Here is a 17,836-nt window from a genome sequence, read left to right as displayed (position 1 = left end):
GCGGGTTTGACTCTCTGGGCGATAAAAAGTGACGGGATTATACCGGGCAGGAGGGCGACCGGCGAGAACCCTGGCTTTGGGAAAGGTGATGAGGCACGCACTGGCATATGCCTTGCACCCTTTTCGTTCATCGGCGCCCATGCCAATGGCGGAATGAGTGCCACACTGTTTTAAAGGACAACGGCGTCGTCATCCGGCCTGCCCCGGCAAGCGCTGGGTACGGCGCTTTTTTTACGTGGAAGGTGATGCGCGATGAATGAAGTTCCAGCCAACCCCCTGGCTTGGGTCAACGGCAGCGATGCCCCGGAAAAGAGCGCAATCAACCTGGGCTTCATGGCCTTGAGTGACTGCGCCCCGCTGGTGGTAGCCGCCACCCAGGGCTTCGCCCAACCCTACGGCCTGACCCTGAACCTCAAGCGCCAGACGTCCTGGGCCAACCTGCGGGACAAGCTGGTCAGCGGTGAAATCGATGCCGCCCACAGCCTGTACGGCCTGATCTACGCCGTGCACCTGGGCATCGGCGGTGTCGCGCCGACCGACATGGCCGTGCTGATGGGCCTGAACCAGAACGGCCAGAGCATCAACCTGTCCCATGGCCTGCAGGCCTTGGGCGTGACCAGTCCTGAGGCACTGGAACAGCACGTGCACCAAACTCGCCCGAAACTGACCTTCGCCCAGACCTTCCCCACCGGCACCCATGCCATGTGGCTCTATTACTGGCTCGCCGCCCAAGGCATCCATCCGTTGTCGGATGTCGACAGCGTGGTGGTGCCACCGCCACAAATGATCGCGCACCTGCAAGCCGGGCGTATCGACGGTTTTTGCGTCGGCGAGCCCTGGTGCGCCAGCGCGGTGAAACAGAACCTGGGCTTCACCCTGGCGACCACCCAGACCATCTGGCCTGATCACCCGGAAAAAGTCCTGGGCTGCACCCGCGCATTCGTCGAGCAGCACCCCAATACCGCCCGGGCCCTGGTGATGGCGATCCTCGAAGCCAGCCGCTTCATTGAACAAAGCAGCGAAAACCGTCGCAGCACCGCGCAACTGTTGAGTGCGCCTGAATACCTCGACGCCCCCTTGGACTGCATCGAACCCCGGTTGCTGGGGATCTACGCCGATGGCTTGGGCAACAGTTGGCAGGATCCCCACGCCATGCGGTTCCACGGCAATGGCGAGGTCAACCTGCCGTACCTGTCCGACGGCATGTGGTTCATGACCCAGTTCCGCCGCTGGGGGCTGTTGCGCGAAGACCCGGATTACCTGGCCGTGGCCCAGGACGTCCAGCAGCTCAAGCTGTACCGCGAAGCCGCTGGCGCACTGGGCATCGTGTCCCCGCGCCAGGACATGCGCAGCAGCCAGTTGATCGATGGCACCATCTGGGACGGTTCGGACCCGGCCAAGTATGCCCGCAGCTTCAAACTGCACGCCTTGAGCGATGCGGCTCCCCTTTTCGCCAGCCGCTGACAGGAGCCTCGACCATGCTGCGTATCCTGCTGATCAACGACACCGCGAAAAAAGTCGGCCGCCTCAAAGCCGCCCTGATTGAAGCCGGATTCGAAGTCATCGATGAATCCGGATTGACCATCGACCTGCCGGCGCGCGTCGAAACGGTGCGTCCGGACGTGATCCTGATCGATACCGAGTCACCCGGACGCGATGTCATGGAACAAGTGGTGCTGGTCAGTCGCGACCAGCCACGACCGATCGTCATGTTTACCGACGAGCACGACCCGGATGTCATGCGCCAGGCGATCAAGTCAGGCGTCAGCGCCTACATCGTCGAAGGCATCCACGCCGCACGCCTGCAACCGATCCTCGACGTGGCCATGGCCCGCTTCGAAAGCGACCAGGCCCTGCGCGCCCAGCTCCTGGCCCGCGACCAGCAACTGGCCGAGCGCAAGCGCATCGAACTGGCCAAGGGCATGCTGATGAAGATGAAAGAATGCAATGAAGAACAGGCCTACACCCTGATGCGCCGCCAGGCCATGAGCCGCCAGCAGAAGCTGATCCAGGTGGCGGAGCAGATCATCGCGATGAACGAGTTGCTCGGCTGAAAGCCTTGTAGCGCCTGGCCTGGCGCCATCGCGAGCAAGCTCCCACAGGCTCTGCGGCCACTGCGGATCCATTGTGGGAGCGAGCTTGCTCGCGATAGCAATCTAACTTCCGACATCAATATCGACTGACCCACCGTCATCGCGAGCAAGCTCGCTCCCACAGGTTCAGAGGACACCTCCGATCCCTACTGTTGGCACAGATCTCGCTTAAGCAATCCCACAGGTAACCAACGGCGGTTGCCCCACCTACGACAAAGACGTCGCATACCCTCCTTGCCTCTCTGGCAATCCGGGTTGCGGCGTTTTTTTGTTTTGGCCCTTTGGGGCCGGTGGTGCGACCACAGGCGGCGCACTGCTCAAAGCACTGACTCATTTCTCGAGACTTTTACAGCTGAGGTGCGCGATGAATTCAAGCTTCTGGAAATCCGGCCACACCCCGACACTGTTCGCGGCCTTCCTCTACTTCGACCTGAGCTTCATGGTCTGGTACCTGCTCGGTCCACTGGCGGTACAGATCTCTGCCGACCTGCACCTGACCACCCAGCAACGCGGCCTGATGGTAGCGACGCCGATCCTGGCCGGTGCCGTACTGCGTCTGTTCATGGGCCTGCTGGCCGATCGGATTTCGCCAAAGACCGCCGGCATGGTGGGCCAGGTGATTGTGATCGGTGCGCTGTTCTGCGCCTGGAAACTCGGCATCCACAGCTACGAGCAAGCCCTGTTGCTGGGCCTGTTCCTGGGCGTGGCCGGCGCGTCGTTCGCCGTGGCCCTGCCGCTGGCGTCCCAGTGGTATCCGCCACAACACCAGGGCAAGGCCATGGGCATTGCCGGTGCCGGTAACTCGGGCACCGTGCTCGCTGCATTGATCGCGCCGGTGATGGCGGTGGCATTCGGTTGGACCAACGTCTTCGGCTTTGCACTGATCCCGCTGGTGCTGACCTTGGTGCTCTTCGCCTGGCTGGCCAAGAACGCTCCCGAGCGGCCGAAAGCCAAATCCATGGCCGACTACCTCAAGGCCCTGGGCGACCGTGACAGCTGGTGGTTCATGTTCTTCTACAGCGTGACCTTCGGCGGCTTCATCGGCCTGGCCAGCGCCCTGCCCGGCTACTTCAACGACCAATACGGCCTGAGCCCGGTCACCGCCGGCTACTACACCGCCGCCTGCGTCTTCGGTGGCAGCCTGATGCGCCCCCTGGGCGGCGCCCTGGCGGATCGTTTCGGCGGCATCCGCACATTACTGGGCATGTACACCGTGGCGGCCGTCTGCATCGCGGCGGTGGGTTTCAACCTGCCAAGCTCCTATGCGGCCCTGGCCCTGTTCGTTTGCACCATGCTCGGCTTGGGTGCGGGCAACGGCGCGGTGTTCCAACTGGTGCCACAACGCTTCCGCCGCGAAATCGGCGTGATGACTGGGCTGATCGGCATGGCCGGCGGTATCGGGGGTTTTGCCCTCGCGGCGGGCATGGGTGCGATCAAGCAGAGCACCGGCAGCTATCAACTGGCGCTGTGGTTGTTCGCCAGCCTCGGTGTCCTGGCCTGGTTCGGCCTGCACGGCGTCAAGCGTCGCTGGAGGACCACTTGGGGTTCGGCCGCCGTCACCGCGGCTCGGGTATAAATAGCCTCCATGAGTCTGCAACTGAGTTTCGCCGAAGCCAGTGCCATCGGCCCGCGGGAAGAAAACCAGGACGCCCTGCGCCTGGTCACTCCGGCGCCGGCCCTGGCCGCCAGCAAGGGATACCTGTTCGCCATCGCCGACGGCGTGAGCCAATGCGCCGATGGCGGACTGGCCGCCCGTTCGACCTTGCAGGCCCTGGCCCTGGACTACTACTCCACGCCGCAAACCTGGGGCGTGGCCCAGGCACTGGACCGGCTGTTGCTGGCACAGAATCGCTGGCTGCAGGCCAACGGTGGTGGGCAACCGCTGCTCACCACCGTCAGCGCCCTGGTCCTGCGGGGCCGACGCTTTACCCTCGCGCATGTCGGTGATTGCCGGGTCTATCGCTGGCACGCCGAGCACCTGCAACGGGTCAGCGAAGACCACGTCTGGGAACAGCAAGGCATGCAACATGTGCTCAAGCGCGCCCTGGGGCTGGATCAACACCTGATCCTGGATTTCCTTGACGGCGAACTGCGCACCGACGAAACCTTCGTACTGCTCAGCGACGGGGTCTGGGCGGTCCTGGGCGACACGGCCATCGCCGGCATCCTGCGCGACCAACCGGACCTGGACCTCGCCGCCCAGACCCTGGTCAATGCCGCGCACCTGGCCGGCAGCCAGGACAACGCCAGCGCCCTGTTGGTGCGGGTCGATGCGGTGGGTGAAGCGAGCATCGGCGATGCGCTGATCCAGTTGCAACAATGGCCCCTTCCCCCGGCACTGAAACCCGGCCAGGTGTTCGAAGGCTGGCAGATCGAAGGCCTGCTCGGCCAGAGCCAGCAATCGTTGCTCTACCGGGTACACGACGGTCAGGGCCAGCCCTGGCTGCTGAAAACCTTGCCAGGGCAGCTGCGGGACGACAGCCGTGCCGGACAGGCTTTGCTGTCGGAAGAATGGTTTCTCAAGCGGGTCGCCGGGCGGCAGTTTCCCGAGGTCCATGGTGCTCCCCAGCGCCAGCATTTGTACTATGTGATGCGCGAGTATTCGGGCATGACCCTGGCCGAGTTGTTCAACCAGGGCGGGCCGCTACCTTTGGCCCAGTGGCTGGACCTGGCGCAACGACTGGTGCGGGCGGTGGGCCTGCTGCATCGAAGGCAGATCTACCACCGCGACATCAAGCCGGAAAACCTGCACCTGGGGGATGACGGGGAATTGCGCCTGCTGGATTTCGGTCTGGCTTACTGCCCAGGCCTGTCCGAGGACCAGGCCAACGTGTTGCCCGGCACGCCCAGCTACATCGCCCCGGAAGCCTTCGCCGGCACGGCGCCGACCGCGCAACAGGACCTGTACTCGGTCGGCGTGACCTTGTACTTCCTGCTGACCGGGCATTATCCCTACGGCGAAATCGAAGCGTTCCAGCGCCCACGCTTTGGCGTGCCGGTCAGCGCCAGTCGCTATCGACCGGACCTGGCCGAATGGCTCGGGCAAAGCCTGGAACGCGCCGTCGCCGCAGATCCGGAGCAACGCTTTGAAACGGCTGAGGAGTGGTTGTTGCTGCTGGAACAGGGCGAACGCCGTAGCTTGAGCGTAAGGCCCCGGCCGTTGCTGGAGCGTGAACCGCTGAAGGTCTGGCGGACCTTGGCGCTGGTGTCTTTGGTGGTAAACATTGTGCTGCTGTTTTTGGTGTTCCATTCGTAATGACCTGTGGCGAGGGAGCTTGCTCCCGCTGGGCTGCGAAGCAGACCCAAGAACTTGCGACCGCTTCGCGCTCGAGCGGGAGCAAGCTCCCTCGCCACATAAAGCTCGACAGCGCTCCATTACCGGGCAACACGCTTTGATTCGGTGCAATAAATCCCCCTCCACCCTCCCCACCCCACGCTTGCCCCCAATAAATCCGCGCCTTCAAGCCACTTGGCACAACCACTGCATAACCTCTCTCACCATACATAAAGCAACGCCTCCAACGATGAAGGCGGTGCTTCCCGAGAGAACGGGACCAGGACAAAGGCGTCCTCGCTAGCTTGCTAGCGGGACGCCTTTTTTTGTTTTCGTAAAAATTGCCGAGCCAGTCCGATCGCCGTGATGAAACGGGCCTGGCTTGCGGAGAACCCTGATGAAAAAACTCAAACTGGTAATGATCGGCAACGGCATGGCCGGGGTTCGAACCCTCGAAGAACTGCTCAAGTTGAGCAATGAGCTTTACGACATCACGGTGTTCGGTGCCGAGCCCCACACCAACTACAACCGCATCCTGCTCTCGCCGGTGCTGGCCGGTGAGCAGACGTTCGAAGAGATCGTGCTCAACGACCTGAGCTGGTACCTGGACAACAACATCAAGTTGCTGCTCAATCGCAAGGTGGTGGAGATCGACCGGATCAAGCGCCGGGTCATCGCCGAAGACGGCAGCGAAGCCGAATACGACCGCCTGCTGATCGCCACCGGCTCCACCCCGTTCATCCTGCCGATTCCCGGCAACACCCTGGAGGGCGTGATCGGCTACCGCGACATCGCCGACACCCAGGCGATGATCAACACCGCCAAGACCCACAAACACGCCGTGGTGATCGGCGGTGGCCTGCTGGGCCTGGAAGCCGCCAATGGCTTGAAGCTACGGGGCATGGACGTGACCGTGGTGCACTTGGGCGAGTGGCTGCTGGAGCGGCAACTGGACAAAACCAGCGGCCAGTTGCTGCAAACCGCCCTGGAAAACCGTGGCCTGAAATTCCGCCTCAGCGAACAGACCCAAGCCCTGCACGACGCCGGCAACGGCCGGGTCGGCTCGGTCCAGTTCAAGAATGGCGACATCATCCCCGCCGACCTGGTGGTGATGGCGGCCGGCATCCGTCCCAACACCGAACTGGCGGAAAAATCCGGCATTCCTTGCAACCGCGGGATCCTGGTCAACGACACGATGCAAACCTACGACCCGCGCATCTACGCCATCGGTGAATGCGCCAGCCATCGCGGCACCGCCTATGGTCTGGTCGCACCGTTGTTCGAACAGGCCAAGGTCTGCGCCAACCACCTCGCGCAACTGGGTTTCGCCACTTACAAGGGCTCAGTGACCTCGACCAAACTCAAAGTCACCGGCATTGACCTGTTCTCCGCCGGGGACTTCATGGGCGGCGAAGGCACCGAAACCATCACCCTTTCCGACCCGATCGGCGGCGTCTACAAAAAGCTGGTGATCAAGGACGACGTATTGGTCGGTGCCTGCCTGTACGGCGATACGGCGGATGGTGGCTGGTATTTCCGCCAGATCCGTGAAAACCATGCCATCAGCGAGATCCGCGATCACCTGATGTTTGGCGAGAACGCCTTGGGCGACGTCGGTCACCAAGGCCAGGACAAAGCCATGAGCATGGCCGACAGCGCCGAAGTCTGCGGCTGCAACGGCGTGTGCAAGGGCACCATCGTCAAGGCGATCCAGGAACATGGCCTGTTCAGCGTCGATGACGTGAAAAAACACACCAAGGCCGCCAGCTCCTGCGGTTCCTGCGCCGGCCTGGTGGAACAGATCCTGATCAATACCGTGGGCGGCGCGGCGGACGTCAAGCCGAAAAGCGAAAAAGCCATCTGCGGTTGCAGCGACCTCAACCACGGCCAGATCCGCCAGGCGATCCGCGACCAGCACCTGCTGACCATAGCCGGGACCATGAGTTACCTGAACTGGCGCACCCCGAACGGCTGCGCCACCTGCCGCCCGGCGCTGAACTACTACCTGATCTCCAGCTGGCCCGGCGAAGCCCAGGACGACCCGCAGTCGCGGCTGATCAACGAACGTGCCCACGCCAACATCCAGAAAGACGGCACCTACTCGGTCGTCCCGCGGATGTGGGGTGGCGTGACCAATCCTTCGGAACTGCGGCGCATTGCCGACGTGGCCGACAAATACAACGTGCCCATGGTCAAGGTCACCGGCGGCCAGCGTATCGACCTGCTGGGCATCAAGAAGCAAGACCTGCCGGGGGTCTGGAAAGACCTCGACATGCCGTCCGGCCACGCCTACGGCAAGTCCATCCGCACCGTGAAAACCTGCGTGGGCAGTGAGTTCTGCCGCTTCGGCACGCAAAACTCGACCCAACTGGGCATCGAGCTGGAGCACGACCTGTTCAACATGTGGTCGCCCCACAAGGTCAAGCTGGCCGTCTCCGGTTGCCCGCGCAACTGCTCGGAGGCCGGCATCAAGGACGTCGGCATCATCGGCGTCGACTCCGGCTGGGAGATGTACATCGGTGGCAACGGCGGGATCAAGACCGAGGTCGCCGAATTCTTCGTCAAACTCAAGACCGCCGAAGAAGTGCGTGAATACAACGGCGCCTTCCTGCAGCTGTACCGCGAAGAAGCCTTCTACCTCGAACGCACCGTGCACTACATGCAGCGGGTCGGCATGGAGCACATCAAGAAGGCCGTGCTCGAAGACCCGGAGCGGCGCAAAGCTCTTCACGAACGCCTGAAATTTTCCCTGTCGCTGGAACAGGACCCGTGGAAACAACGCCTGGAACAACCCCAGCTGAAAAAAGAGTTCGAGGTCATTCCCGTGAAGACTCTGGAGGTGCTGGCATGAACTGGCTGGATATCTGCGCACTGGAAGAGATCAATATCCTCGGGTCGCGCATCATCAATGGCCCGAAAGGCGATATCGCGATTTTTCGTACCAGCGATGATGAGGTGTTCGCCCTGGATGACCGTTGCCCTCACAAGGGTGGACCGCTGTCACAAGGCTTGGTGTACGGCAAGCGCGTGGCCTGCCCGCTGCATAACTGGCAGATCGACCTGGAAAGCGGCCAGGCCCAGGCCCCGGACGTGGGCTGTGCCCATCATCATTCGGCGCGAGTCGAGAACGGCCGGGTGATGCTGGCCCTGCGGGACGCAAGCTGATGAACCGCCAGACCACTGCCTCGACCTGCTGTTATTGCGGGGTCGGTTGCGGCGTGCTGATCGAGCATGACGACGAGCGCATCCTCGGCGTCAGTGGCGATCCCGCCCATCCGGCCAACTTCGGCAAACTGTGCAGCAAGGGCTCCACCCTGCACTTGACCGGCGACCTCGCCGCACGGGCCCTGTACCCGGAGCTGCGCCTGGGCAAAGGCCTGGCCCGGGCCCGCACCGACTGGGACAGTGCCCTGGATCACGCTGCCAGCGTGTTCGCCGATACCCTTGCCGAACACGGCCCCGACAGCGTGGCGTTCTACATCTCCGGGCAGCTGCTGACCGAGGATTACTACGCCTTCAACAAACTCGCCCGGGCGTTGGTGGGCACCAACAACATCGACAGCAATTCCCGGCTGTGCATGTCCTCCGCCGTGGTGGGCTACAAGCGCAGCCTCGGTGCCGATGCCCCGCCCTGCAGCTATGAAGACCTGGAGCTGAGCGACTGCGTGATGATCGTCGGCAGTAACATGGCCTACGCCCACCCCATCCTGTTTCGCCGCCTCGAGGAAGCCAAATCCCGTCGGCCGCAGATGAAGATCATCGTCATCGACCCTCGGCGCACCGACACCTGCGACCTGGCGGACCTGCACCTGGCGATCCTGCCCGGCACCGATGTCGCCTTGTTCCATGGGATTTTGCACCTGCTGCTGTGGGAAGACTGGGTCGACCGCGACTTCATCAAGGCCCACACCGAAGGCCTGGCAGACCTGAAAAACCTGGTCCGCGACTACACACCGAGCATGGTCGCCCAACTGTGCGGTATCAGCGTCGAGCAACTGCACCAGTGCGCCGAATGGGTCGGCACGTCGCCGAGTTTCCTGTCGCTGTGGTGCATGGGCTTGAATCAGTCCACCGCTGGCAGCGCCAAGAACAGCGCATTGATCAATTTGCATCTGGCCACCGGGCAAATCGGCCGGCCGGGTGCGGGACCTTTCTCACTGACCGGCCAGCCCAATGCCATGGGCGGACGGGAAACCGGCAGCCTGTCAAACCTGCTGCCAGGCCATCGCGAAGCAGCCAACCCGGAGCATCGCGCCGAAGTCGCCCGTTACTGGGGTGTCGAGCAATTGCCCGCCACCACCGGCTTGAGCGCCATCGAATTGTTCGAGCAGGTTCGCAGCGGCAAGATCAAGGCCTTGTGGATCGCCTGCACCAACCCGGCCCAATCGATGCCAGACCAGGCGGCGGTACGTGAAGCGCTGCAAGCCTGCCCATTCGTGGTGTTGCAGGAGGCTTTCCGGACCACCGAAACCGCCGCGTTTGCCGACCTGCTGCTGCCGGCGGCCAGCTGGGGTGAGAAAGAAGGTTCGGTAACCAACTCCGAACGGCGCATTTCCCACGTCCGCCGGGCGATCGGCGCACCGGGTGAAGCGCGGGCGGACTGGGCAATCACGGTAGATTTCGCACAACGCTTGGAGAAACGCCTGCGGCCCGGCCAGCCCAGCCTGTTCGCCTTTGAAACCCCAGCCCAACTGTTCGATGAATACAAACAGCTGACCCGGGGTCGCGACCTGGACTTGTCCGGCATCAGCCATGAACTGATCGATCAACTCGGCCCGCAACAATGGCCCTTCCCGGAAGGTGCGACCGTTGGGACGGCGCGCCTGTATGTGGACGGGATTTTTCCCACCGACAGCGGCCGCGCCCGGTTCGTGGCCGACCCGTATCGCGCCGCCAAGGAACTGCGTGACGCCCGCTACCCGCTGACCCTCAACACCGGTCGGCTGCGCGATCAGTGGCACGGCATGAGCCGTACCGGCACCGCCGCGCAATTGTTCGGCCATGTGAACGAAGCCGTGCTCAGCCTGCATCCCGACGAAATGCAGCGCCATCGCCTGCAAGCCGGCGACCTGGTCAGCCTCAAAAGCCGTCGCGGTGCCGTGATCGTGGCGGTGGAAAGCGACGAAAGCGTGCGCCCCGGCCAAGCGTTCCTGCCCATGCACTGGGGCGACCGGTTCCTCAAGGGTGGGGTCAATACCCTGACCCAGCCGGCCTTCGACCCGCTATCGAAGCAACCGGAACTCAAACACAGTGGCGTGCGCCTGGATCCGGTAAACCTGCCCTGGCAGCTTTTCGCCTTGATCGAAGGCGATGTTCAACAGCATCTGGAGACGCTACGACCGCTGTGTGAGGCGTTTTCCTACGTCAGCCTGAGTCTGACCGGTCGTGAACGTCCCGCATTGCTGATTCGCGCTGCCAGCGCCATCGCCCCCGAACCGCAACTGCTCCAGGCGATTGACGCGCAATTGGGGCTGATCGATGGGCCGGTTCTGGCCTATGACGATCCACGGCGCTCCATTGGTAAACGGGTGCGCATCGAAAACGGTCGCATCACCGCCATTCGCCTGGCCGGCGAAACCCTGGCCCGACACTGGTTGCAGAATCTGTGGCAGGAAGGTCGTGCCGATGAGCAATTGCGCCGCTGGCTGCTGGCGCCTTTGAGCGCGCCGCCGGGCAATGTCGGCACTTCGCTCAAAGGCAGCAAAACGCTGTGCAACTGCATGAACGTCAGCCAGCGTGCGGTCTGTGCGGGCATTGAACGTGGCCTGGATCTGCAGGGGTTGAAAAAGGAACTGGGTTGCGGCACGCAATGCGGCTCCTGTGTACCGGAAATCAAGCGCCTACTGGTTGCCACTGCGCAACCGGTGGCCGTTATCTCGTGAGGAAAAACACTATGAACGCAAAAGTCTGGCTGGTGGGTGCGGGTCCCGGTGACCCTGAATTATTGACCCTCAAAGCCGTGCGCGCCTTGGGCGAAGCCGACGTGGTGCTGATCGACGATCTGGTCAATAGCGCCGTGCTTGAGCATTGCCCCACCGCTCGCATCATTGCCGTGGGCAAACGCGGCGGATGCCGGTCCACGCCACAAGCCTTTATCCATCGGTTGATGCTGCGTTATGCCCGCCAAGGCAAATGCGTGGTGCGTCTCAAGGGTGGCGATCCGTGCATCTTCGGCCGGGGCGGTGAAGAGGCGCAGTGGCTGCGTGAGCATGGCGTCGAAGTGGAGCTGGTCAATGGCATCACCGCGGGGCTTGCAGGCGCCACCCAGTGCGATATTCCGCTGACCCTGCGTGGGATTGCCCGTGGCGTGACACTGGTGACCGCCCACACCCAGGACGGCAGCAGCTTGAACTGGCAAGCCCTGGCCCAAAGCGGCACGACGCTGGTGGTGTACATGGGCGTGGCGAAACTGAGCGAAATCCGCGAGCAACTGTTGGCCGGTGGCTTGGCGGCGGACACCCCGGTGGCCATGATTGAAAACGCTTCCCTGCCCCATCAACGTGACTGCCGCAGCGACCTGGCCTCGATGGAAGCCGATGCCAGTGCGTTCCAGCTCAAGAGCCCGGCCATCCTGGTGATTGGTGCGGTGGCAGCGGCCGCTGAACTTGCAGGATCGCAGCCTGCGTGGGTCCAGGCTTCAGCGCTGTAACAAACAACACCGAACCTGTGGGAGCGAGCTTGCTCGCGATGGCGGCGTATCAGTCAACATCAAGGATGCAGACCCACCGCTATCGCAAGCAAGCTCGCTCCCACAGGTTTTGCTTTGCCTGACACATCCTCCATCTCCCATAAATCGCAGGCAAAGAAAAGCCCGGCCTAAGCCGGGCTTTTCTACAGCTTCGGGCTAATTACTTGCCTTGAGCTTCAACCTGCGCTTCTACGCGACGGTTAACTGCGCGACCAGCTTCAGTCTTGTTGTCAGCAACTGGGCGGGATTCGCCGTAGCCAACAGACTGAACGCGGGACGATTCAACACCGTACTGGTTGGTCAGAACTTGCTTAACGGCGTTTGCACGACGCTCAGACAGTTTCTGGTTGTAAGCGTCAGGACCGACGGAGTCAGTGTGACCTTCAACAGTGGTGCTGGTGGATGGGTACTGCTTCATGAAATCAGCCAGGTTCTTGATGTCGCCGTAGCTGTTTTCTTTAACGACCGACTTGTCGAAGTCGAACTTGACGTCCAGCTCAACACGTACAACTTCAGCAACTGCTGGGCAGCCATCAGCGTCAACGGTTACGTTGGCTGGGGTGTCAGGGCACTTGTCGACGTTGTCGCACACGCCATCGTTGTCGCTGTCGGAGCAGACTTCAGCCGGAGCTGGAACTGGAGCAGCAGCAGGCTTGGAGCCGCCACCGAAGTTCACACCGATACCGACGCTTGGCGCCCACTCGGTGTCGCCTTGGTCGATGTTGTACTGAGCTTCAACGCCAGCACGGGCGTAGAAGTTCTCGGTGAAATACAGCTTGGCGCCGCCACCAACGTTAGCAAAGGTGGAACGGTTACGACCGTTGCTGCCATTCTGGTCGATGCTCTGGTCGGAGAAACCGGCAGAGACGTAAGGACGCAGCATGTCACCTGGGTTGTTGAAGTGGTACAGAGCGTCCAGAGCGGTGTTGGCGCCCTTGACGTTCGTGCCGTCGTCGGTACGTGCGTTGTGCACTTCGTCGTAGGCCAGACGCAGTTCAACGTCGTCGGTCAGGAAGTAACCAACCGAACCGCCGAACAGGTTGCCGTTGTTCTTGAAGTTACGAGCGCTGTCGAATTGCTCTTTCTTGGCGAAGCCTTCGATTTCAACTGCGCCTTGGCCTTGTGCCAGAGCGCCGAACGAAGTGGCAGCAATAAGAGAACCAATGGCAAAGCCCAAGGTGTTTTTCAGTTTCATCCGTTAAATCCCCATCTGGTGATTGTGAAGCAGTCCCGCAAACCGGGGGACAACTCGGCGGCAAGTCTATCAGAACTTGCCTACACGTAAGAGATATTTGCGCCAAACTAAGTTTCAGCAATGCCTGCAAATTTCTCACGCAATTTGTCAAGAGCGCGCTTGTAGCGCATTTTTGTCGCGCTCAAACCCATGTGCATTATGTCTGCGATCTCTTGGAATTCCAGTTCTGCGACAAATCGTAGCACCAGAATTTCCCGGTCGATCGGGTTCACATAGACCAGCCAGCGATCGAGTCCACCCTTTTCCTCGGGCTTGGGCGCCTTTTCTTCAGACGCTTCCTCGAGAGGGTCCAGGCTCAAAGCGTCCATCAAGCGACGCTTTCGCCGTTCCTTGCGATACTGCGTGATGCATTCGTTGTACGTGATGCTATAGAGCCATGTCTTGAACTTCGATTTCCCCTCGAAGTTCTTCAGGCCATACAGCACCTTCAACATCACCTCCTGACAGACATCGTCAGCATCGCGATCGTTCCCAAGATATCGTGCACAAACGTTAAATAATGTTCTCTGGTAACGCCGCATCAACTCTTCGTAAGCGCGTGTTACGTGAAACAGCTCCGTATGCGCGCGCGCGACCAACTCCTCATCGGAGAGATCACGGGGGTCGTAGCGCGTAGATAGCGATTGGGGTTTGTTCAAAACAAGTCGGGCCGACAGTCTAGGTCAATGTGCGCCGCAGCCTGCGATAACGGGCATTTTGCGGCGGCATACATTAGCAGGGTTTGCCGGGTTAGCGGCTACTCACATGCTGCTCCAGCAGGATCCGATTGGAGAGCGACACCAGTTCGCCCTCCTCGGTCAGCAATGTGGTCTTCACCGTGCCGATCTCTTCGATCTGGCCTTCGACCTCGCCAACACGCACTTGTTGCCCAACCTCATACAGCTCACGCACATAGATTCCCGCAAGAATCTGACCGGCGATTTCCCGGCTTCCCAAGCCCATGGCCAGCGCAACCGCCAGACCAACGGTAATCAAGACGATCACAATCACATGGTTGAGCAGGTCAGTCTTGACCTCCAACTGGCTGATCGCGACCGAAATACTGATGATGATCACCAGGCCCTGGGCAATTCTGCCCAGGCCCTGGGCGTAATCGAGCCCTACGCCCTCGGCCGCGCCGCGCACCAGCCCGTTGGCCAGTTGCGCCAGCAGGACGCCCACCAGCAACACCAGCGCAGCCCCGAAGACCTTCGGCAAATACAGTGCAAGCATATCGAGCGTAGCTGAAACTCGCTCAAGACCAAGGGATTCTGCCGCGGAAACCAGAAAAATCAACAGCACGAACCAATAGACGATCTTGCCGATCAGGGTCGAAATCGGTACCTGGATGCCACCCCGGGACAGCAGCTTGGTCAGGCCGGTGCCGCCCATCAAGCGGTCGAGCCCCAGTTTGGCGAGCAGCTTGGAAAGCAGCGTGTCCAGCAGCTTGGCGACGACGAAACCCAACAACAGCACGACCAGCGCGCCAAAAAGGTTGGGGATAAAGTTAGCCACTTTGGTCCACAACGCAGTCATTGCCGTGACGAGGCTCTGGGTCCAGAGATTAAGTTCCATATTCAATCAGCCTTATCAGCGGTGCGAGTAACAGGTTTACGACGGGACACCGGCGAGACGTGGGCCGACCCGTTATTCAAGGCGATCATCAGCGCGGGCAGCCAGCGGCCCAGCAGGCTGAACAGATCGCCGGCGCCGACCTGGCGGTTGGCGGTTTTCAGTACACGCCCCAGACATGCATCGTCGTCCCGGCTGGATGGCGAAGCCCTGAGCATGTCACGCAAAGACTGTTCGAACGGATCGTGCATACGCACCTCTCGTGATGTCTGTGGGAGACGCGGTCAAATTTCGTCGGGTCACATGAAGCCTTCTTCACACCCAGCGCAAACGGCGGAATAACCACCACTGCCCCAGCGCCACGCAGACCATCAGCAGGCAGGCAACCAGGAAGCCGTAAGCGCTATCGGAAAACGGAATGCCGCCGACGTTAATGCCCAAAAGGCCGGTGAGAAAACTCATCGGCAGGAAAATCCCGGTGATGATGCCAAAGCGATACATGGTGCGGTTCATACGCACCGAAAGACGCCGATCCTCGGCCTCCAGCACAAGGCCCACGCGCTCTCGGGTCAATTCCAGCTCCTCGAGGTAACGGGTCAGGCTGTTGTTCAATTCATTCCAGTAGTCACCGTCGTCGTCGACGAACCATGGCAGTTTAAGCCGTGTCATCTGACCGAAGATGTCCCGCTGTGGGGCCAGGAATCGCTTCAGCCCGGCCGCCCTTCGACGGATATGCAAAATGGCGTCGTGCTCGGGAGTATACCGTTCGTCAGTATCGAGCTTCTCTTCCTCGCCATCGACGATTTCAGAGAGGCAGGTGACCAGATCCTGCACCTTATTGGTGAGGTATTGCGCCATATAAAGGATGAGCTCCGACGCACTTTTCGGCCCCTTCCCCTCAGCCAATTGCGCCAGCAGCTCATCGGTGGCACGCAGTGGACGCAGGCGCAGGGAGATCACGCGTTGGGCGGACGCAAAGATCCGCACCGACACCATGTCTTCCGGCTCGGCGCCCGGGTTGAGGTTGATCCCCCTGAGGAACAGCAGCAGCTCAGCGTTAGGCAACGGCAACAGCCGCGGCCGGGTGTTCTCTTCGAGCAACAGGTCGCAGTTGAATTCGCTCAGGCCACTGGATTTGCGCAGCCAGGTATGGGTTTGCGGATGACTGCGATCCCAGTGCAGCCACAGGCTTTCGTGCGCCTGCAACTGCAAATCGTCGAGTTCGGTCCGGGCTATGGAACGCGCGCCGCCTTTACCGTCCAGCACCAGGGCATGCACCAGCCCCCATTGCGCGTTTTCTTCCTCGAACATCCTCATCCCTTATGGCTGTGGCACTTCATTCAGGCATTTTCAGCGGGCTTGGCGAGACGATCACGCCGTTGTTATCCGCATAGACATACTCGCCCGGACGAAACGTCACGCCGGCAAAGGTCACCGGCACATTGAGCTCGCCGACACCACGCCGGTCGGTTTTCATCGGGTGGCTGGCGAGGGCCTGGACCCCTAGGTCCGTCTGGGCGATGACGTCGACGTCGCGGATGCAACCGTAGACCACCAGCCCTTCCCAGCCGTTTTTCGCGGCTTTTTCCGCCAGCATGTCGCCCAGCAGTGCCCGGCGCAGGGAGCCACCGCCATCGACCACCAACACCTTGCCGTTGCCCTGGAGTTCAACCTGCTCCTTGACCCGCGAGTTGTCCTCGAAGCACTTGATGGTCACGATTTCGCCGCCAAAGGAATCGCGGCCGCCGAAATTGCTGAACATCGGCTCCAACACCTGCACCAACTCCGGGTAGGCGTCGCACAGGTCGGGCGTGAGGTAATGGTTCATCGAACAACTCCTGTAGGGCTTGAACGTCAGGTTGAATGAACAACCGTTTATGACCGCAACAGCGCAACGCGTCATATCTTAGCCGCAAGCCGACCAGAGCGAAATGCCCCTGTCAGAGCCTTTCGCTCAAACCGCCTCGGCCAGGACCGGCAGATTTTCCAGCAACGGAGCGTGCTGATCCTCCAGCCAACGCGCCACCAGAGGCCAGACCTCCGTGTGCGCGGCTTTGCTGACCAGCATTTCGACATGGCCGAAATCGTCACTGAAACCCTGCTTGCGGCCCAGGCAGACAAACTGCTTGTGCTCGGAACCGATCTGCTCGAAGAGTTTGCGGCAGGCCCAGGTCGGGTCCTGGTGATCACCCGCTGCACTCACCGCCAGCACCGGCACCTGCACATCGGCAAGGCCCGCCCACCAGTTCTTCTCGGCATCGCCGAAACGCCCGAACAGGCCGTACCAACGCATGCTCTCCAAGGCCAGGCCGATGGGCTCGTCCTCGGGGCCGCGCTTGAGCCTTGCGCCGGACAATTGGGCGAAACGCTTGAGGATGAACCGACCGCTCCACTCCAGCGGGGGGATCTTCAGCGGCCAGTAGGTGCGGCTGACCTGGGTGCCAAAGAACGCCGCCGAAGCCACGGCCGGCGCCCCCAGGTAGTGGCCGCCCAAGGCTGCCGCCAGGGTGATGCCCCCCAGGGAATGGCCGATCCAGTGCGGCACTTGCCCGCTCTGCTCCCGCACGAAGGCACCGATGGCCGGCAAGTCGTAACGGGCGTAGTCGGCCACGCGATTGTTGCGATAGCCCTGGTTGCGCTGGGACAGCCCATGGCCGCGCATCTCGGGTATCCAGACATCGAACCCCAGGCGCGTCAGGTACGCCCCCAGGCCCAAACCCTTGGGCGAATACCAGAAGCGCCGGTTGGAAAAGCTGCCATGCAACAGGATCACGGGAACGCCACGGGTTTCGGTGGCGTCGGCCATGCCCAGCCGGGTGACGGCGAGTTCGACGCTGTAGTCCGGGCTGTTGCCGGGTTTCAAGCGATAGACGTCTTCGCACAGATCGCCGCGCCGCTCGGCGCTGATCAGGGCGACAGGAAAAAGGTTGCTGCTGCTTTGCATAATGCTCTTGCACAAAAAAAGACGACTGTGG

The 17,836-nt window shown here is 61.5% G+C and carries 15 protein-coding genes; 8 read left to right on the top strand and 7 right to left on the bottom strand.

Annotated features, from left to right (window positions below):
* The first annotated feature begins 252 nt into the window (after positions 1-252).
* The 8 genes from CD58_RS08995 to cobA all read left to right on the top strand — a co-directional run bounded on the left by CD58_RS08995 (position 253) and on the right by cobA (position 12,016).
* Positions 253-1,464 carry a CmpA/NrtA family ABC transporter substrate-binding protein gene (locus CD58_RS08995; protein ID WP_025212690.1) on the top strand — a complete coding sequence of 404 codons (1,212 nt, stop codon included), beginning with the start codon at positions 253-255 and terminating at the stop codon, positions 1,462-1,464.
* Positions 1,465-1,478: 14 nt separating this feature from the next.
* Complete coding sequence (locus CD58_RS08990) at positions 1,479-2,054, top strand: ANTAR domain-containing response regulator (RefSeq protein ID WP_025212689.1); 576 nt, start codon at positions 1,479-1,481, stop codon at positions 2,052-2,054.
* Between the two features lie 403 nt (positions 2,055-2,457).
* Positions 2,458-3,669, top strand: a complete 1,212-nt coding sequence (locus CD58_RS08985; RefSeq protein ID WP_025212688.1) for a nitrate/nitrite transporter — start codon at positions 2,458-2,460, stop codon at positions 3,667-3,669.
* Between the two features lie 9 nt (positions 3,670-3,678).
* The gene (locus tag CD58_RS08980) at positions 3,679-5,349 is read left to right on the top strand and encodes a bifunctional protein-serine/threonine kinase/phosphatase (RefSeq protein ID WP_025212687.1); all 1,671 of its coding nucleotides are present in this window, start codon (positions 3,679-3,681) and stop codon (positions 5,347-5,349) included.
* A 415-nt stretch (positions 5,350-5,764) separates the two neighbouring features.
* Positions 5,765-8,218 carry a nitrite reductase large subunit NirB gene (gene nirB, locus CD58_RS08975; RefSeq protein WP_025212686.1) on the top strand — a complete coding sequence of 818 codons (2,454 nt, stop codon included), beginning with the start codon at positions 5,765-5,767 and terminating at the stop codon, positions 8,216-8,218.
* The gene (gene nirD, locus CD58_RS08970; RefSeq protein ID WP_025212685.1) at positions 8,215-8,532 is read left to right on the top strand and encodes a nitrite reductase small subunit NirD; all 318 of its coding nucleotides are present in this window, start codon (positions 8,215-8,217) and stop codon (positions 8,530-8,532) included. Before nirB ends, nirD begins: the two co-directional genes overlap by 4 nt.
* Positions 8,532-11,249, top strand: a complete 2,718-nt coding sequence (locus CD58_RS08965; protein WP_025212684.1) for a nitrate reductase — start codon at positions 8,532-8,534, stop codon at positions 11,247-11,249. Before nirD ends, CD58_RS08965 begins: the two co-directional genes overlap by 1 nt.
* Before the next feature lie 11 nt (positions 11,250-11,260).
* Positions 11,261-12,016 carry a uroporphyrinogen-III C-methyltransferase gene (gene cobA / locus CD58_RS08960; protein WP_025212683.1) on the top strand — a complete coding sequence of 252 codons (756 nt, stop codon included), beginning with the start codon at positions 11,261-11,263 and terminating at the stop codon, positions 12,014-12,016.
* Positions 12,017-12,215: 199 nt separating this feature from the next.
* Here cobA and CD58_RS08955 read toward each other — a convergent pair whose 3' ends face one another.
* The 7 genes from CD58_RS08955 to CD58_RS08925 all read right to left on the bottom strand — a co-directional run bounded on the left by CD58_RS08955 (position 12,216) and on the right by CD58_RS08925 (position 17,805).
* Complete coding sequence (locus CD58_RS08955) at positions 12,216-13,250, bottom strand: OmpA family protein (RefSeq protein ID WP_025212682.1); 1,035 nt, start codon at positions 13,248-13,250, stop codon at positions 12,216-12,218.
* A 107-nt stretch (positions 13,251-13,357) separates the two neighbouring features.
* Positions 13,358-13,948, bottom strand: a complete 591-nt coding sequence (gene sigX / locus CD58_RS08950; RefSeq protein ID WP_025212681.1) for an RNA polymerase sigma factor SigX — start codon at positions 13,946-13,948, stop codon at positions 13,358-13,360.
* A gap of 91 nt (positions 13,949-14,039) precedes the next feature.
* Positions 14,040-14,864, bottom strand: a complete 825-nt coding sequence (locus tag CD58_RS08945; RefSeq protein ID WP_025212680.1) for a mechanosensitive ion channel family protein — start codon at positions 14,862-14,864, stop codon at positions 14,040-14,042.
* A gap of 2 nt (positions 14,865-14,866) precedes the next feature.
* Complete coding sequence (locus tag CD58_RS08940) at positions 14,867-15,112, bottom strand: hypothetical protein (protein ID WP_025212679.1); 246 nt, start codon at positions 15,110-15,112, stop codon at positions 14,867-14,869.
* Positions 15,113-15,176: 64 nt separating this feature from the next.
* A complete protein-coding gene (locus tag CD58_RS08935) occupies positions 15,177-16,172 on the bottom strand; it encodes a zinc transporter ZntB (RefSeq protein WP_025212678.1) in 996 nt (331 codons plus the stop codon).
* Positions 16,173-16,197: 25 nt separating this feature from the next.
* A complete protein-coding gene (rraA, locus tag CD58_RS08930) occupies positions 16,198-16,689 on the bottom strand; it encodes a ribonuclease E activity regulator RraA (RefSeq protein WP_025212677.1) in 492 nt (163 codons plus the stop codon).
* A 126-nt stretch (positions 16,690-16,815) separates the two neighbouring features.
* Complete coding sequence (locus tag CD58_RS08925; protein ID WP_025212676.1) at positions 16,816-17,805, bottom strand: alpha/beta fold hydrolase; 990 nt, start codon at positions 17,803-17,805, stop codon at positions 16,816-16,818.
* Positions 17,806-17,836 lie beyond the last annotated feature (31 nt).

Source organism: Pseudomonas brassicacearum (assembly GCF_000585995.1).
GTDB classification, from domain to species: Bacteria; Pseudomonadota; Gammaproteobacteria; order Pseudomonadales; family Pseudomonadaceae; genus Aquipseudomonas; species Aquipseudomonas brassicacearum_A.
This window is presented reverse-complemented; position numbering and strand designations above follow the sequence as displayed.

Coding starts and splice junctions, on each gene's coding strand:
- CD58_RS08995 (WP_025212690.1), top strand. CDS start 253: ATGAATGAAGTTCCAGCCAACCCCCTGGCTTGGGTCAACGGCAGCGAT.
- CD58_RS08990 (WP_025212689.1), top strand. CDS start 1,479: ATGCTGCGTATCCTGCTGATCAACGACACCGCGAAAAAAGTCGGCCGC.
- CD58_RS08985 (WP_025212688.1), top strand. CDS start 2,458: ATGAATTCAAGCTTCTGGAAATCCGGCCACACCCCGACACTGTTCGCG.
- CD58_RS08980 (WP_025212687.1), top strand. CDS start 3,679: ATGAGTCTGCAACTGAGTTTCGCCGAAGCCAGTGCCATCGGCCCGCGG.
- nirB (WP_025212686.1), top strand. CDS start 5,765: ATGAAAAAACTCAAACTGGTAATGATCGGCAACGGCATGGCCGGGGTT.
- nirD (WP_025212685.1), top strand. CDS start 8,215: ATGAACTGGCTGGATATCTGCGCACTGGAAGAGATCAATATCCTCGGG.
- CD58_RS08965 (WP_025212684.1), top strand. CDS start 8,532: ATGAACCGCCAGACCACTGCCTCGACCTGCTGTTATTGCGGGGTCGGT.
- cobA (WP_025212683.1), top strand. CDS start 11,261: ATGAACGCAAAAGTCTGGCTGGTGGGTGCGGGTCCCGGTGACCCTGAA.
- CD58_RS08955 (WP_025212682.1), bottom strand. CDS start 13,250: ATGAAACTGAAAAACACCTTGGGCTTTGCCATTGGTTCTCTTATTGCT.
- CD58_RS08945 (WP_025212680.1), bottom strand. CDS start 14,864: ATGGAACTTAATCTCTGGACCCAGAGCCTCGTCACGGCAATGACTGCG.
- CD58_RS08940 (WP_025212679.1), bottom strand. CDS start 15,112: ATGCACGATCCGTTCGAACAGTCTTTGCGTGACATGCTCAGGGCTTCG.
- CD58_RS08935 (WP_025212678.1), bottom strand. CDS start 16,172: ATGTTCGAGGAAGAAAACGCGCAATGGGGGCTGGTGCATGCCCTGGTG.
- rraA (WP_025212677.1), bottom strand. CDS start 16,689: ATGAACCATTACCTCACGCCCGACCTGTGCGACGCCTACCCGGAGTTG.
- CD58_RS08925 (WP_025212676.1), bottom strand. CDS start 17,805: ATGCAAAGCAGCAGCAACCTTTTTCCTGTCGCCCTGATCAGCGCCGAG.